This is a genomic window from Streptomyces sp. RKND-216 (genome assembly GCF_004795255.1).
Lineage (GTDB): Bacteria > Actinomycetota > Actinomycetes > Streptomycetales > Streptomycetaceae > Streptomyces > Streptomyces hazeniae.
In genome coordinates this window covers 5,401,652-5,416,867 of sequence record NZ_SSBQ01000002.1, presented here as the reverse complement: position 1 = coordinate 5,416,867, position 15,216 = coordinate 5,401,652, and the positions used below count along the sequence as shown (strand labels likewise).

Annotated in this window: 17 protein-coding genes; 2 read left to right on the top strand and 15 right to left on the bottom strand. The window is 72.4% G+C overall.

The genetic code is table 11. The annotated features are described in order from the left end of the window. Window positions 1-90: 90 nt before the first annotated feature. Window positions 91-771 carry a lysophospholipid acyltransferase family protein gene (locus tag E4198_RS23870; RefSeq protein ID WP_136184971.1) on the top strand — a complete coding sequence of 227 codons (681 nt, stop codon included), beginning with the start codon at window positions 91-93 and terminating at the stop codon, window positions 769-771. A 70-nt stretch (window positions 772-841) separates the two neighbouring features. Here the strand turns inward: E4198_RS23870 and E4198_RS23865 are convergent, their stop codons facing one another. From E4198_RS23865 to E4198_RS23800, 14 genes are all read right to left on the bottom strand, one after another. Next, window positions 842-1,108 (bottom strand): DUF4235 domain-containing protein, encoded by a 267-nt coding sequence (locus E4198_RS23865; RefSeq protein ID WP_136184970.1) that lies wholly within the window; start codon window positions 1,106-1,108, stop codon window positions 842-844. 12 nt (window positions 1,109-1,120) lie between these two features. After that, window positions 1,121-1,417: a DUF3618 domain-containing protein gene (locus E4198_RS23860; RefSeq protein WP_136184969.1), complete on the bottom strand. Its 297-nt coding sequence runs from the start codon at window positions 1,415-1,417 to the stop codon at window positions 1,121-1,123. After that, window positions 1,414-1,836: a phage holin family protein gene (locus E4198_RS23855; protein ID WP_136184968.1), complete on the bottom strand. Its 423-nt coding sequence runs from the start codon at window positions 1,834-1,836 to the stop codon at window positions 1,414-1,416. The genes E4198_RS23860 and E4198_RS23855 overlap by 4 nt, the downstream gene beginning before the upstream one ends. Window positions 1,837-1,940: 104 nt before the next feature. Next, window positions 1,941-3,410, bottom strand: a complete 1,470-nt coding sequence (locus E4198_RS23850; RefSeq protein ID WP_247597981.1) for an MFS transporter — start codon at window positions 3,408-3,410, stop codon at window positions 1,941-1,943. A gap of 71 nt (window positions 3,411-3,481) precedes the next feature. Further along, window positions 3,482-4,033, bottom strand: coding sequence for a TetR/AcrR family transcriptional regulator (locus tag E4198_RS23845; RefSeq protein ID WP_136184966.1), 552 nt, complete (start codon window positions 4,031-4,033; stop codon window positions 3,482-3,484). Window positions 4,034-4,097: 64 nt separating this feature from the next. Next, entirely contained in the window at window positions 4,098-5,531 is a 1,434-nt protein-coding gene (gene argH, locus E4198_RS23840; RefSeq protein WP_136184965.1) for an argininosuccinate lyase, read from the bottom strand. A gap of 98 nt (window positions 5,532-5,629) precedes the next feature. Beyond that, complete coding sequence (locus tag E4198_RS23835; protein WP_136184964.1) at window positions 5,630-6,829, bottom strand: argininosuccinate synthase; 1,200 nt, start codon at window positions 6,827-6,829, stop codon at window positions 5,630-5,632. A gap of 118 nt (window positions 6,830-6,947) precedes the next feature. After that, the gene (locus E4198_RS23830; protein ID WP_136184963.1) at window positions 6,948-7,319 is read right to left on the bottom strand and encodes a DUF488 family protein; all 372 of its coding nucleotides are present in this window, start codon (window positions 7,317-7,319) and stop codon (window positions 6,948-6,950) included. 72 nt (window positions 7,320-7,391) lie between these two features. Further along, window positions 7,392-7,919 carry an arginine repressor gene (locus tag E4198_RS23825; protein ID WP_027762691.1) on the bottom strand — a complete coding sequence of 176 codons (528 nt, stop codon included), beginning with the start codon at window positions 7,917-7,919 and terminating at the stop codon, window positions 7,392-7,394. Window positions 7,920-7,948: 29 nt separating this feature from the next. Continuing rightward, a complete protein-coding gene (locus tag E4198_RS23820) occupies window positions 7,949-9,136 on the bottom strand; it encodes an acetylornithine transaminase (RefSeq protein ID WP_281728001.1) in 1,188 nt (395 codons plus the stop codon). Next, window positions 9,133-10,065, bottom strand: coding sequence for an acetylglutamate kinase (gene argB / locus E4198_RS23815; RefSeq protein ID WP_136184962.1), 933 nt, complete (start codon window positions 10,063-10,065; stop codon window positions 9,133-9,135). The genes E4198_RS23820 and argB overlap by 4 nt, the downstream gene beginning before the upstream one ends. Next, on the bottom strand, window positions 10,062-11,213 hold the full coding sequence (gene argJ, locus E4198_RS23810; RefSeq protein WP_136184961.1) for a bifunctional glutamate N-acetyltransferase/amino-acid acetyltransferase ArgJ: 1,152 nt from the start codon (window positions 11,211-11,213) through the stop codon (window positions 10,062-10,064). The genes argB and argJ overlap by 4 nt, the downstream gene beginning before the upstream one ends. Then, a complete protein-coding gene (argC, locus tag E4198_RS23805) occupies window positions 11,210-12,238 on the bottom strand; it encodes an N-acetyl-gamma-glutamyl-phosphate reductase (protein WP_136184960.1) in 1,029 nt (342 codons plus the stop codon). Before argC ends, argJ begins: the two co-directional genes overlap by 4 nt. 466 nt (window positions 12,239-12,704) lie before the next feature. Beyond that, entirely contained in the window at window positions 12,705-13,271 is a 567-nt protein-coding gene (locus tag E4198_RS23800) for a histidine phosphatase family protein (protein ID WP_136184959.1), read from the bottom strand. A gap of 144 nt (window positions 13,272-13,415) precedes the next feature. Between E4198_RS23800 and E4198_RS23795 the strand changes: the two genes are divergently transcribed. Next, window positions 13,416-13,619, top strand: a complete 204-nt coding sequence (locus E4198_RS23795; RefSeq protein ID WP_027762698.1) for a DUF1918 domain-containing protein — start codon at window positions 13,416-13,418, stop codon at window positions 13,617-13,619. 69 nt (window positions 13,620-13,688) lie between these two features. On the opposite strand, the gene E4198_RS23790 is transcribed toward E4198_RS23795, so the two are convergent. Continuing rightward, a complete protein-coding gene (locus tag E4198_RS23790; protein WP_136184958.1) occupies window positions 13,689-14,954 on the bottom strand; it encodes a family 10 glycosylhydrolase in 1,266 nt (421 codons plus the stop codon). Between the last annotated feature and the right edge of the window lie 262 nt (window positions 14,955-15,216).

The following is a 15,216-nucleotide window of genomic DNA, read 5'->3' as shown; positions in this document are numbered from 1 at the left end:
GTTCGGCTCGCGGCGCCTTCGGCGAGTATCGTCCTCACCTGCGTGGCTCCATCGGACGGGCCGCGTCACAGACGTCGACCGGAGGATCCGTTGTCCCGCTTCCTGCTGATCAAAACGGTGCTCGGCTCGGTGCTGCGCCTGCTGTTGCGGCCGCAGGTGGAAAACGCGGAACGTATCCCCGGCAGCGGACCGGTCATTCTGGCGGGCAACCACCTGACGTTCATCGACTCGATGATCCTGCCGGTGGTGACCCGCCGTCAGGTCTTCTTCATCGGGAAGGACGAGTACGTCACCGGCAAGGGGCTCAAGGGCCGCCTCATGGCGTGGTTCTTCACCGGCGTGGGGATGATCCCGGTGGACCGGGACGGCGGGCGCGGCGGTGTCGCGGCGCTGATGACAGGGCGCCGGGTGCTGGACGGCGGCAACGTCTTCGGCATCTACCCGGAGGGCACCCGCTCCCCCGACGGCCGCCTGTACCGGGGCCGTACCGGGATCGCCCGGCTGGCGTTGATGACGGGCGCTCCGGTGGTGCCGTTCGCGATGATCGGCACCGATCGGGTGCAGCCCGGCGGCAGCGGGCTGCCACGCGTCGGCGGCGGCCGCCGCATCCGGGTGCGCTTCGGCGAGCCGCTGGACTTCTCCCGCTACGAGGGCATGGACCGCGACCGCTATGTCCTGCGCGCCGTGACCGACGAGGTGATGAGCGAGGTCAGGGAGCTCTCCGGTCAGGAGTACGTGGACATGTACGCCACCAAGGCGCGGGCGGCCTGACCCCGCGAACGCGGCGCACGGTGCCTCCGCCCGGCACCGGCCCGTCCCGGGCGGCACGGCCCGGCGGAGGTCAGGCCGGCCAGGTGCCGGTCAGCTTGCGGACGCCCTTGGCCCCGCCGCGGTTGAGGATCGCCTTGGTGAGCCCGAGGAGTGCGCCCTGGAGTGCCGCGGCCATGAGGATCTCGGCCCAGGCGCGCTCCTCGTCGGTCGCGTCCGGAGCGTCGTCCTCGTGCGCCGCCAGTTTCCAGACCTTCTGGAACACCGCTCCGGCCAGCATGCCGCTGGTCAGCGTGACGGCCATGGTGAAGGTCTTGTAGAGGGCCTGATCCGTCTGCATGGGGCCCGCCTCTCAGGTCCGGCGCCGCTTGTGGAGCAGCGCGGCGACGACGGCCAGGAGCAGCACGCCGCCTCCGGCCGCGGCCATCGCCCCCTGTCGTCCGCCTCCCTGGTCGGCGGCGTGCCGGCCGTGGTGCTGCATCCGGGTGCGGGCGTCCTGGGCCTTCCGCTGGGCACGTGACTTGATGTCGGCCTTGGCGGCGAGCTGGGAGACGGTGACGGCGAGTTGTTCGCGGGCGTGCTCGACCTCGGCCCGCAGTTCCGCCGGGGAGGCCGTGGTCTGTCCTCCGTTGCGGGATGCGCGGCTCATCGGTGCGCTCCTTCCCTGATCGCCTGCACGTCGGCGCGTACGCTGCCGATCGTCCGCTCGGGTTTCGGCGGCGTCGCCCGCCGGATCTCGGTCCTGCCGATCAGCGCCAGCAGACCGGCGACCAGCAGCAGACCGGCCGCGACGACCAGAGCGGCGAGCCACACGGACAGCACCAGCGCGACGGCCGCCACGGCGGCCGCGACCAGTACCTGGAGGGCGAGGAGGGCGAACAGCGCGGCGCCGCCGAACATGCCGCCGCCGAGGCCGGCCCGCTTCCCCTTCTCTTTCATCTCCGCCTGAGCGAGCCGCATCTCGCTGCGCACGATCTCCGACAGCTGCTCGGATGCCCGCTTGACCAGCTCTCCGACCGGGGCCTGCTCCGGCTGGTGGTCCGTTCGGTCGCGCACGGTGGTGGCCATGGGTCTCTCCTCGTCTCACGTCTCACGTGTGGGACGTGCGGCGGGTGCCCCGCTTCGGGGGAACTACGCGTCGCGCCTCTCCGGGGGCCTTCCGACGGGTGTGGTCAGTCCTCCAGGCGCTGGTCGCGGAGCAGGCGCCAGGAGGCCGCGGCCGCTGCCAGCAGCACCACCGCCGCGACGGAGGCTCCCGCGCGCAGCCCTTCGGTGAAGGCGTCCTGTGCGGTGGTGAGCAGCTGCTCCCCCGCCGGACCGGGCAGGCCGCGGGCGGCCTCCACCGCCCCTCCGAGGGAGGATCTGGCCTGTTCGGCGACTTCCGCGGGGATACCCTCGGGGACCGCGTGGCCCCGGTAGAAGCCGGTGACCACGGAGCCGAGGAGGGCGATGCCGAGCGCCGAGCCCAGCTCGTAGGCGGTCTCGGAGACGGCGGAGGCCGCTCCGGCCTGCTCCTTGGGCACGGTGGACAGCATGATGTCGGCTGTGACGGTGAAGGACAGCCCGGCGCCCAGGCCGAGCACCAGCAGCAGCAGCCCGAGCACCCAGTAGTCGCTGACGGGGCGCAGTCCGACGACGGCGCCCAGGGCGAGGGCGACGGCAGCCAGGCCCCCGGAGACGGCGCCGCGCACCGAGGTGCGACGGGCCACCAGCCCGGCGACCAGGCCCGCGGCGATCGCACCGACCCCGGCGGGCAGCTCCGCGAGCCCGGCCTCGAAGGGCGAGCGCATCTGTACCAGCTGGAGGAACTGGGAAAGGAAGAACACCAGGCCAGCGAGCCCGAAGATGGTCAGCAGGTCGGCCAGTACGGCTCCGGAGAATCCGCGGCGGCGGAAGAGGCGCATGTCCAGCAACGGCTTGGGGAGGCGCAGCTGGCGGCGGACGAAGGCTGCCAGCGACAGGGCTCCGAGGGCGGCCGCGGCGGCGATGTCCCAGCGCAGACCGTACGCTGCCGCCTCCTTCACGGCGTAGACCACACCGATGATGCCGATCATGGAGAGGGCGACGCTGGGCAGGTCCCACGGGCCGGGGGCCGGGTCGCGGGACTCGGGCAGCAGCCGGACACCGACGACCACGAGCACCGCCATGACCGGGAGGTTCAGCAGGAAGACCGAGCCCCACCAGAAGTGCTCCAGCAGAAACCCGCCGACCACCGGGCCGACCGCCGCACCGGCTGAGGCCATGGCGCCCCAGATGCCGATGGCGACGCTGCGCTCGCGGGGGTTGGAGAAGATGTTGCGGATCAGGGCCAGAGTGGAGGGCATCAGGGTCGCTCCCGCGACGCCCATCAGCGCCCGCCAGGCGATCATGGCCTCGGCGCTGTGCGCGTAGGCCGTCAGGGCGGACAGGACGCCGAAGATCACCGAGCCGGTGAGCAGCAGCCGCTTCCGGCCGACCCGGTCGCCCAGGGAGCCCATCGAGACCAGCAGGCCGGCGATGACGAACGAGTACACGTCGCCGATCCACAGCAGCTGGGTGCTGGAGGGGTCGAGGTCCTCGCTCAGGAAGGGCGTGGCGAGGGCGAGCACCGTGGCGTCGATGCACACCAGCAGCACGGCGAGGGCGAGCACGGACAGCGCCAGCCAGCGCTGCCGCCGGGTGAGTTCACGGGTTCCCGTGCGGCCGTCCCCGACGGCCTTGTCCGTCCGCGCGGTCACCGGGGTTCCCTCCGCAGCAGGCCGCCGAGCAGCAGCTCGGCGGTCATCGGGCCCGCGTCGCGTTCGGCGACGCGGCCCTCCTGCACCGCCCAGGCGGATGCGGTGACCAGGGCGTACAGGGCTTCGGTGAGGAAGGCAGCGGTGAGGTCGACGCGGAAGACGCCGGTCTCCTGGCCGCGCCGGAACAACGCGGCGATCCGCTCGTCGGCCTCGGTCCAGCCCGGCTCGACGGCTCCCGGCTCGAAGAGCTGGCTCTCGGACATCAGGAAGCCGAGGAAGCCGGCGAAGGACTCCGCCTCGGCGATCAGGCGGCGCAGCGCGTCGCCCGGGTCGCCCTCCTCCAGCCGGGCGGCGTCCACCGCGGCGCGCACCCGGCTGATGCCGAGCTGCTCCAGACCGCGCACCAGCGCGCCGCGGCCGGCGAACCAGCGGTGCAGTGTGGCACGGCTGATGCCGGCAGCGCGGGCGATGTCGTCCATCGACGCGGTCGGGTGACGGCCGAGGTGAGCGGCCGCGGTGTGGAGGAGCGCTTCTCGGTCCGGGAGCATGACACGAGTCTATCTCTGATGAGACACGAGCGTCTCACCAGAGACATCGATGGTGCGCGGGACGTCAGTCGCGGGCGGCGGCCCACTCACGCTGCACGGCCAGATCGGCCGTGACCTCGGCCAGCTGACGTGCGACCGCCGCCGGAGCGGTGCCGCCGCGCCCGTCCCGGGCGGCGAGCGCGCCGGGCACGTCGAGTACGACCCGGACCGCGGGCGTCAGGTGCGGGGAGATCTTCGCGAACTGCTCGTCCGTCAGTTCGTCCAGCTCGATACCTTGCTGCTCGCAGACCTTGACGCACTCCCCCGCCACCTCATGCGCGACACGGAAGGGCACGCCCTGCTTGACCAGCCACTCGGCGACGTCGGTGGCCAGCGAGAAGCCGGCGGGGGCGAGTTCGGCCATGCGCTCCCGGTTGACGGTGAGGGTGGCCATCATGCCGGTGAAGGCGGGCAGCAGGATCTCCAGCTGGTCGCAGGAGTCGAAGACCGGCTCCTTGTCCTCCTGGAGGTCGCGGTTGTACGCCAGCGGCAGCGCCTTGAGGGTGGCGAGCAGGCCGGTCAGGTTGCCGATCAACCGCCCGGACTTGCCGCGGGCCAGCTCGGCGATGTCCGGGTTCTTCTTCTGCGGCATGATCGAGGAACCGGTGGAGAACGCGTCGTGGAGCGTCACGAAGGAGAACTCCTTGGTGTTCCACAGGATCACCTCCTCCGCGATGCGGGAGAGGTCCACGCCGATCATGGCCGTGACGAAGGCGAACTCCGCGACGAAGTCGCGCGACGCGGTCCCGTCGATCGAGTTGCCGGCCGAGCCGCGCTCGAAGCCCAGCTCGGCCGCCACGACCTCCGGGTCCAGGCCGAGGGAGGACCCGGCCAGGGCACCCGAACCGTAGGGCGAGACCGCGGTGCGCTCGTCCCACTGCCGGAGGCGTTCGGCGTCCCGGGAGAGCGCCTGTGCATGGGCCAGTACGTGGTGCGCGAAGAGCACCGGCTGGGCGTGCTGGAGATGCGTGCGGCCGGGCATCGCGACGTCCGGGTGGGCCCGGGCCAGACCGGTCAGTGCCCCGTTCAGGTCCGCGAGCAGACCGCCGATGATCCGGGCGTGGTCCCGCAGGTACATCCGGAACAGGGTGGCGACCTGGTCGTTGCGGGAGCGGCCGGCGCGCAGTTTGCCGCCGAGGTCGGGACCGAGCCGTTCCAGCAGGCCCCGCTCCAGGGCGGTGTGCACGTCCTCGTCGGCGACGGTGCCGGTGAACGTGCCGTCAGCGACGTCGCGTTCGAGCCTGTCCAGGCCGGCGAGCATCTTCTCCAGCTCGTCGTCCGTGAGCAGGCCGGCCGCGTGCAGCACGCGTGCGTGGGCACGGGAGCCGGCGATGTCGTAGGGGGCGAGGCGCCAGTCGAAGTGGACGGAGGCGGAGAGCTTCTCCAGTGCCTCGGAGGGTCCGTCCGCGAACCGGCCGCCCCAGAGGCGTACGTCGTCGGTGTGGTCGCTGGTGCTCACTGCTCTGCTCCTGAGATGCCGGCGCCCCCGGGCGCCCGGACCGGCGGACCGGCCGGGCGCCCGAGGACCGCGAGAGGTCGGTACGGGGTGGCCCGAGGCTACGCCTGGTGCAGGTCCCGCTTCGCGGCGATCTTGCTCGACATGCCGAAGATCTCGATGAAGCCCTTGGACAGGGACTGGTCGAAGGTGTCGCCGCTGTCGTACGTCGCCAGGTTGAAGTCGTAGAGCGAGCTCGCCGACCGCCGGCCGGTGACGACGGCCCGGCCGCCCTGGAGCGTCATCCGGATGTCGCCGCTGACGTGCTCGTTGGCCTGCTCGACGAAGCCGTCCAGGGCCCGCTTCAGCGGGGAGAACCACATGCCGTCGTAGACGAGCTCGGCCCACCGCTGCTCGACCTGCCGCTTGTAGCGGGCGAGTTCCCGCTCGACGGTGACGTTCTCCAGCTCCTGGTGGGCGGCGATGAGCGCGATGCCGCCGGGCGACTCGTACACCTCCCGCGACTTGATGCCCACGAGCCGGTCCTCGACCATGTCGATCCGGCCGACGCCGTGCGCACCCGCCCGTTCGTTGAGCTGCTGGATGGCCTGCAGCACGGTGACCCGCGTGCCGTCGATCGCGACCGGGACGCCCTTGTCGAAGGTGATCGTCACCTCGTCGGCCTCCCGGGGGACGGCCGGGTTCTCGGTGTACTCGTAGACGTCCTCGATCGGCGCGTTCCAGATGTCCTCCAGGAAACCGGTCTCCACGGCCCGCCCGAAGACGTTCTGGTCGATGGAGTACGGGGACTTCTTGGAGGTGGCGATGGGCAGGCCCTTCTCCTCGCAGAACGCGATCGCCTTGTCCCGGGTCATCGCGTAGTCCCGGACCGGGGCGATGCACGTCAGGTCGGGGGCGAGAGAGGAGATGCCGGCCTCGAACCGCACCTGGTCGTTGCCCTTGCCGGTGCAGCCGTGGGCGACGGTGGAGGCGCCGTGCTTCCGGGCGGCGGCGACCAGGTGCTTGACGATGGTCGGCCGGGAGAGCGCCGAGACCAGCGGATAGCGGTCCATGTACAGGGCGTTGGCCTTGATCGCCGGGAGGCAGTACTCCTCGGCGAACTCGTCCTTGGCGTCGGCGACCTCGGCCTCGACGGCACCGCAGGCGAGCGCACGCTTGCGGATGACGTCCAGGTCCTCGCCGCCCTGGCCGACGTCCACCGCGACGGCGACCACCTCTGCTCCGGTCTCCTCGGCGATCCAGCCGATGGCGACGGAGGTGTCCAGGCCGCCGGAGTATGCGAGTACGACGCGCTCGGTCACGGGAGTCTCCTTAGGAAGCATGCACTGATGGGTATAAGTATGCACTCCACTGCATGCTGCGTCAAAGGCGCGGCGCGGCGCGGGCGCCGCATCCGGAGCCTGGTGGTCAATCCGCAGGTCAGCGAGGCGCCGACAGCTCCTCGGCGAGGACGGTGGCGTGGCTGTGGCCGATGTTCCGGGTCGCGGTCAGCAGCGTGAGGGGTCCGGTGGCGGCGCGCTCACGCAAGCCCTCCAGCGCCTCCGCGCGTCCGGACTCGGCCAGCTCCGCCCGGTACCGGCGGGCGAAGCCGGCATAGTGCTCGGGATCGTGGCGGTACCAGCGGCGCAGCTCGTCGGACGGTGCGACGTCCTTCACCCAGTCGTCGAGCCGCGCCTTGTCCCGGGACATCCCGCGCGGCCAGAGGCGGTCGATCAGGACCCGGGCGCCGTCCGCCTCCTCCGGCTCGTCGTAGATCCGCCGGATCCGCACGTTCCGCTGTGATGCACCCATGGGACCAGCACAGCACAGAGACAGCGTGCCCGCGCCCGGCAGCCGTCCGCCGGGGGCATACGGGGTTGCGGTTCAGCGTTCCTTCTGGGCCAGGTGCAGCAGGTGGTCGGCCAGTGCCTGGCCCCCGTCGGGGTCCCGGCTGATCAGGAGCAGGGTGTCGTCGCCGGCGATGGTGCCGATGATCTGGTGCACCTCGCCCTGGTCGATCGCCGAGGCGAGGAACTGGGCGGCACCGGGCGGGGTGCGCAGCACCACCAGGTTGGCCGACGCCTCGGCCGAGATGAGCAGTTCGCCCGCCAGCCGGGCCATCCGCGCCTCGCTGGCGGACTCCCCCAGCGGAGCGCGCGGCCTCCTGTCGCCGCCCTCGCCCGGCACGGCGTAGATCAGCTCACCCCCCGTGTTGCGGATCTTCACCGCACCCAGTTCGTCCAGGTCGCGGGAGAGCGTGGCCTGGGTGACGGAAAGGCCGTCGTCGGCGAGGAGCCTGGCGAGCTGGCTCTGCGACCGGACCGGCTGCCGGTTCAGGATGTCCACGATGCGGCGGTGCCGGGCCGTGCGCGTGTGCGGCACGGCCTGGCCGCTGTGCTGCTCCTCGGTCATCGTCCCCGTTTCCTCGTCGGGCGGTGCTGTCAGCCGGCGCCGCGGGCTGTGTCGAGGACCGCCGGGAGCGCCCGGACGAGCGCGTCGGCGTCGTCCTCCCCGATGATCAGCGGCGGAGCGAGCCGGACGACGTCCGGCGCGACCGCGTTCACCAGGAACCCCGCGTCCTGAGCCGCCTGCTGCACGCGAGGCGCGAGGGGCTCGGTGAGCACCATACCGAGCAGCAGTCCGGCACCGCGGACGTGGTCGAGCAACGGGTGGCCGAGTGCGGCGAGGGATTCCCGGAGCCGCGTACCGACGCGTTTGACGTTCTCGAGCACGCCGTCGGCGGCCAGGGTGTCGAGAACGGCCAGGGCCGCGGCGCAGGACACCGGATTGCCGCCGAAGGTGGAGCCGTGCTGGCCGGGGGCCAGCAGGCCGGCGGCCTGCCCGAAGGCGAGGGTGGCTCCGATCGGCAGCCCGCCGCCGAGTCCCTTGGCGAGAGTGAGGACATCGGGTTCCACGCCCTGGGCCTGGCACTCCAGCCAGTGGCCGGTGCGCCCGATGCCGGTCTGGATCTCGTCGACGACCAGCAGCGTGCCGGTCGCGCGGGTGATCTCGCGGGCTGCGGCGAGGTAGCCCTCCGGCGGCACCACGACGCCGTTCTCACCCTGGACGGGTTCGACGACGAACAGTGCGGTGTCGGGGGTGACGGCCTCACGCAGCGCGTCGGCGTCACCGAACGGGACGTGCGTGACCCTGCCGGGCAGCGGGAGGAACGGCTCCTGCTTCGCGGGCTGGCCGGTGAGGGCCAGAGCCCCCATGGTGCGGCCGTGGAAGCCGCCGGCGGTGGCCACCATGTGGGTCCGCCCGGTGCGGCGGCCGATCTTGAAGGCGGCCTCCATGGCCTCGGCCCCGGAGTTGGCGAAGTACACCCGGCCCGGCAGGCCGGCGATCTCCAGCAGCCGTTCGGCCAGCGCGAGCGGCGGCTCCGCGGCGAAGAGGTTGGACACGTGGCCGAGGGTGGCGATCTGGTCGGAGACGGCACGGACCACGGCCGGGTGACCAGTGCCCAGGGCGTTGACCGCGATGCCGCCGGTGAAGTCGAGGTAACCGCGGCCGTCGGCGTCCCACAGCCGCACTCCCTCACCGTGCGTCAGCGGAAGGCGCGGAGTGCCGTAGTTGTCCATCAGCGTCCGCTGCCAGCGGTCCAGCTGTGCGGCGTTGTGACCCGTCACGATGCCGCCTCCTCGGGCGTCGGGGCGGGCGGGTCCGGCACGACCATGGTGCCGATGCCCTCGTCGGTGAAGATCTCCAGCAGGATCGAGTGCTGCACGCGGCCGTCGAGGACCCGGGCGGTGCGCACGCCGTTGCGGACGGCGTGCAGGCAGCCCTCCATCTTGGGCACCATGCCGCTGGCCAGGTCCGGGAGCTGCTTCTCCAGTTCGCTCGCGGTGAGCCGGCTGATCACGTCGTCGCTGTGGGGCCAGTCCGCGTACAGGCCCTCGACGTCGGTGAGGACCATCAGCGTCTCCGCCCCGAGCGCCGCGGCGAGTGCGGCAGCCGCGGTGTCGGCGTTGATGTTGTAGACGTGTTCGTCGTCGGAGCTGCGGGCGATGGAGGAGACGACCGGGATGCGCCCGTCCTCCAGCAGCGCCTCGACGGCGCCGGCGTCCACGCCGACGATGTCGCCGACCCGGCCGAGGTCGACCTGCTCGCCGTCGATCTCCGCCAGCCGCTTGGTCGCGGTAAGGGTGTGCGCGTCCTCGCCGGTCATGCCGACCGCGAAGGGCCCGTGCCGGTTGAGCAGCCCCACCAGCTCCCGCTGCACCTGGCCGGCCAGCACCATCCGCACCACGTCCATTGTCTCCCGCGTGGTGACCCGCAGGCCGGCCCGGAACTCCGACTCCAGTCCGAGACGGTCGAGTTGGGCGCTGATCTGCGGGCCGCCACCGTGTACGACGACGGGGCGCAGTCCGGCGTGCCGCAGGAAGACCACGTCCTGCGCGAAGGCGGCCTTCAGCTCCTCGTCGACCATGGCGTTGCCGCCGAACTTGATCACCACGGTCCTGCCGTGGTGCCGGGTCAGCCAGGGCAGCGCCTCGATGAGGGTCTGCGCCTTCGGCAGGGCCGTGTGCCTGCGCGTCGAGGTCCGCAGGGCGGTCATGAGCTGTACGCGCTGTTCTCGTGGACGTATTCGGCGGTGAGATCGTTGGTCCAGATCACCGCGGATTCGGTTCCGGCGGCCAGGTCGGCGGTGATGCGAACCTCGCGGTAGCGCATGTCGACCAGGTCGCGGTCCTCGCCGACCGCGCCGCCGCGGCACACCCACACGTCGTTGATGGCCACGTCGAGCCGGTCCGGCTCGAAGGCGGCGGAGGTGGTGCCGATCGCGGAGAGCACGCGGCCCCAGTTCGGGTCCTCGCCGTGCACGGCGCACTTGAGGAGGTTGTTGCGGGCGACGGCGCGGCCGACCTCGACGGCGTCGTCCTCGGTGGCGGCTCCCGTCACCTCGATGCGGATGTCCTTGGACGCCCCCTCCGCGTCCCCGACAAGCTGCCGCGCCAGGTCGGCGCACACCTCCCGTACGGCCTCGGCGAAGGCCTCGTGCCCGGGGGCGACGCCGGAGGCGCCGGAGGCGAGCAGCAGCACGGTGTCGTTGGTGGACAGGCAGCCGTCGGAGTCGACGCGCTCGAAGGTGGTGCGTGTGGCGGCGCGCAGCGCCTTGTCCAGTTCGGCGCTCTCCAAGTCGGCGTCGGTGGTGAGCACGACCAGCATGGTGGCCAAACTCGGGGCGAGCATGCCGGCGCCCTTCGCCATGCCGCCCACCGTCCAGCCGTCGCGTTCGGCGACGGCCGTCTTGTGCACGGTGTCGGTGGTCTTGATGGCGAGGGCGGCCTTCTCCCCGCCGTGCCGGGACAGTTCGCCGGCGGCGGTGTCGATGCCGGCGAGCAGCTCGTCCATCGGGAGCCGGGCGCCGATGAGGCCGGTGGAGGCGACGGCGATCTCGGCTGCGCTGTGCCCCAGCGTCTCAGCCGCCTTCTCCGCGGTGGCGTGGGTGTCCTGGAAGCCGGTGGGGCCGGTACAGGAGTTGGCGCCGCCGGAGTTGAGCACGACGGCGGAGACCTGGCCGCCGCGCAGGACCTGCTCGGACCACAGGACGGGGGCGGCCTTCACGCGGTTGGCGGTGAAGACGCCCGCCGCGGCCCGGCTGGGGCCCTCGTTGACGACCAGGGCGAGATCGGGTCCGCCGCTGTCCTTGATCCCGGCTGCGACGCCCGCCGCGGTGAATCCTGCGGGTGCGGTGACACTCACGGCGACACTCCGATCGTGGGAAGTCCGGTCTCCTCGGGGAGCCCGAGGGCGAGGTTCATGCTCTGCACCGCGCCGCCGGCGGTGCCCTTGGTCAGGTTGTCGACGGCCGCGATCACGACGATGCGGCGGGCGGCCTCGTCCAGCGCGGTCTGCAGCTGCACCGTGTTGGAGCCGTACACCGCTCCGGTGGCGGGCCACCGCCCTTCGGGCAGCACCTGCACGAACGGTTCTTCGCAATAGGCCTTCTCGTAGGCGGCGCGCACGTCGTCCGCGCCGGTGCCCGGCCGGGCGGCGGCGGTGCAGGTGGCGAGGATGCCGCGGGGCATGGGGGCGAGCGTCGGCGTGAACGACACGGTCACCTCCTCGCCCGCCGCGGCGGACAGGTTCTGTGCCATCTCCGGGGTGTGCCGGTGCACGCCCCCGACGCCGTACGGGCTCATGGAGCCCATCACCTCACTGCCCAGCAGGTGCGGCTTGAGCGCCCTACCGGCGCCGGAGGTGCCGGTCGCGGCGACCACCACGGCCTCCGGCTCGGCGAGCCCGGCGGCGAAGGCGGGCGCGAGGGCGAGGGAGACGGCCGTCGGGTAACAGCCCGGGACCGCGACGCGCCTGGATCCCTTGATCGCGTCGCGGGCCCCGGGCAGCTCGGGCAGACCGTACGGCCAGCTGCCGGCGTGCGGCGTGCCGTAGAAGCGCTGCCACGCCCCGGCGTCGGTGAGCCGGAAGTCGGCGCCGCAGTCGATCACCAGCACGTCGTCGCCGAGCGCGTCGGCCACGACGGCGGACTGGCCGTGCGGCAGCGCGAGGAAGACCACGTCGTGCCCGCTCAGCACGTCCGCGGTGGTCGGCTCCAGTATCCGCTCGGCCAGCGGGAGCAGCTGCGGCTGCAGCTCCCCGATCCGGCGCCCGGCGTTCGACCCGCCGGTCAGCGCCCCGATCTCGACCTCGGGATGCGCGCAGAGCAGGCGCAGCAGCTCGCCCCCCGCGTACCCGCTCGCCCCCGCCACGGCCACTCGCCACACCATCGGCAACCCTCCTCCTCGATGGCATGACTATACGAGCATCCGCAGTTTTATGCAATATTGGTCCTGGGGTGCCTCGATAGGCACTGGGCAGAGAGCGCCGAGAGCTCTAGCCTCACCCGCATACCCAGCCCGAGTACGGAACCCCCGCGCGACGCGCCCCCGGACCGCAGCACGCCTCCGGCTGGTGCCCGGACCGGAGGAGATCACCCACCTCGTGTGCTGCCGCCAGACGCCCTGGGTACAGGCGTTGCGGGCCGCGGGACGAGGACCACATCAATCCGGTTCCCGAAATGATCTGCACGATGTGCGTCGAGGCCGTCGAGGCCATGACCTCCGGCCACGGCCCGGCCCTGGAAGGCATCTGCCCGTCGACGCACAGCCGTGCCCGGACGAGCACGAGATCGACCACCGCATCGCGCGCGAAACCGACCCGGGCGCCTGAGCCCCCTCGGCTCAGCCGGGGCACTCAGCCGAGGCTGAGGCACCACTCACCCGCACGGCCGGTGAAGGTAACCGTCGACAGGGGCTGCGCGTCGACGCGCCAGTACGCGTGGGGAGGCACGCGCAGCACGTAGCACAGGGCGGCCCGCACGACGGAGGGTTCCGCGACGGCCACCACCCGGTCGTCCTCGCCCGCGGGACGAGTGTCGAGCCAGCCGCCGACCCGGGAGATGAAGCTCAGAAGGGATTCACCGCCGTGCGGCGCGGCGCGCGGGTCGGCGAGCCAGGCGTCGACGGCGTCGGGTTCGCGGACGGCGACCTCCCGCAGCGTGCTGCCGCGCCAGCGCCCCATGTCGCAGTCCCGCAGGGCGGGCTGGGCGACGACGGGCAGGCCGAGGGCGTCGCAGGTCTGCCGGCAGCGGACGGTGGGCGAGCAGTACCGCAGTTCGGCGGAGGCGAGGGAGACCAGCTCGGGGGCCGTACGCAGGACCTCCAGACGCCCGGCGTCGTCGAGCGGGCGGTCGTCGTCGAAGCGCACGTCCAGCACGGAGGAACTGCGTGCGGCGGCGAGCAGCGTCACGCGTATGTGCATCCGGTGATCGTAGGGTGACGAGCCCCGTTCGTGGAGGCCCGTGCAGGAACCGTCTGCGGGGGTGTGCGCACGGGCCCGGGCCTACACTTGTGACCTGCGGCACAGCCGCTCCCGACCAGCTCCCGCGCAGAAGGAGGGCCGCCGATGCAAGCGGAAACGGGTGACCGGCTCCTGGTCCACGGCCGGACCGTCGGCCAGCACGACAGGGTCGCGGAGATCGTCGAGGTGATGGGCACGAACGGGGAGCCGCCCTACCGGGTGCGTTTCGAGGACGGTCACGAGGCGGTCATGTCGCCAGGGCCGGACTCGGTCGTGCGCCACGAGCCGGGGAGCGGGCCGCAGGTCTGACCGGCGGTCCGCCCGGCGCAGCCGGGGGCGCTGCCCGCGCCGAGGCGCGGGCAGCGCCCCCGGCACGTCTCAGCGCGGCGGACGGACCCGGCAGCGGTAGTGGTCCTCCACCACGCGGGTCATGGCGCCGATGGGATCGGCCCCGACCTGCCGGGCGGAGAAGAACACGTGGCCCCGCACCTCGGGGTGGTCCTCGCAGAAGGTGAGGTGCGAGGACAGCTCCCCGGGGTTGTGCCACGGTGGGCCCTGCGCGGGGTCGGCGACCTTGTAGAGGGCCTCCCCGACGAACAGGTCGGTGCCGGTGCCCCGGACCACATCGGCCCACCAGGGGACCAGCACGGCGTAGTCGGCGACGGTGAAGCCGATGTTCCAGTACACCTGGGGGACGACGTAGTCGAGCCACCCCTCGCGCACCCACTTCCGGGTGTCCGCGTAGAGGTCGTCATAGGTCTCGACGCCGCCCTGGGTGTCGGAGCCCCGGCCGGGGTCGGTGGAGGCGTTGCGCCAGATCGCGAACGGGCTGACGCCGAAGCGCACCCCCGGGCGGGTGCGGCGCAGCCGCCGGGAGGTCTCCTCGACGAGCCGGTCGATGTTGTCGCGGCGCCAGGAGGCGCGGTCGGGGAATCCCGCGCCGTGCTGCGCGTAGGCCGCGTCGTCGTCGAAGACCTGGCCGGCGACGGGGTACGGGTAGAAGTAGTCGTCCCAGTGCACGGCGTCGACGGCGTAGTGCTCCACCGCGTGGAACATCGCGTCCTGCACCAAGGCGCGGACCTCGGGGAGCCCGGGGTTGTAGTAGAGCTTGCCGCCGTAGGGCACCACCCATTCGGGGTGCTGCCGCGCGGGGTGCCCGGGGACCAGTCGTGCGGGGTCCTGGTGATTGGCGATCCGGTAGGGATTGAACCAGGCGTGCAGTTCGAGGCCGCGCCGATGGGCCTCCTCGACGGCGAAGCCGAGCGGGTCCCATCCGGGGTCGCGGCCCTGCTGGCCGGTGAGGAAGGCCGACCAGGGCTCCAGGGGCGAGGGCCAGAACGCGTCGGCGGTGGGCCGCACCTGAAGGATCACGGTGTTCAGCCGTCGCTCGACGGCGAGGTCGAGGAGGCCGAGGAGTTCCCGCTGCTGCTCGGCGGCGGGGAGCCCGGGGCGGCTGGGGAAGTCGATGTTCGCGACGGTGGCGACCCACATGCCGCGCAGTTCCCGCCGGCCGCGCCGTCGGTGCGCGGGGTCCCAGTGCGCGGCGGCAGGACCCGGGACCGCCCAGCCGGGGGTGGCGAGTGCCGCCCCGGACAGGACTCCGGCCGCCGCCGCGCCGAAGAGTCTTCGTGAGATACGGCTCATGATGTGCTCCTCCTGATCGCCGTGGACCGGTGCAGCGTCCTGCGCCGACGGATCACCGGCAAGCAGGCAAAACGGCACATCCGGGGCCCCGGGTCGCTCCGGGTCGTCCTCTTGACACCGTGCGGCACCGGAGGGTGAGGCGTAGACCACTCCGGTCCGCCCCGGACCGCCGGACGGGTGAAGCGGCGCGGTAACGTCGGCTCTCGCGAGGCGGCGCGGCCCGGGGAACCCACGGCCGTCACGCCCGGGACCCGAAGATCTG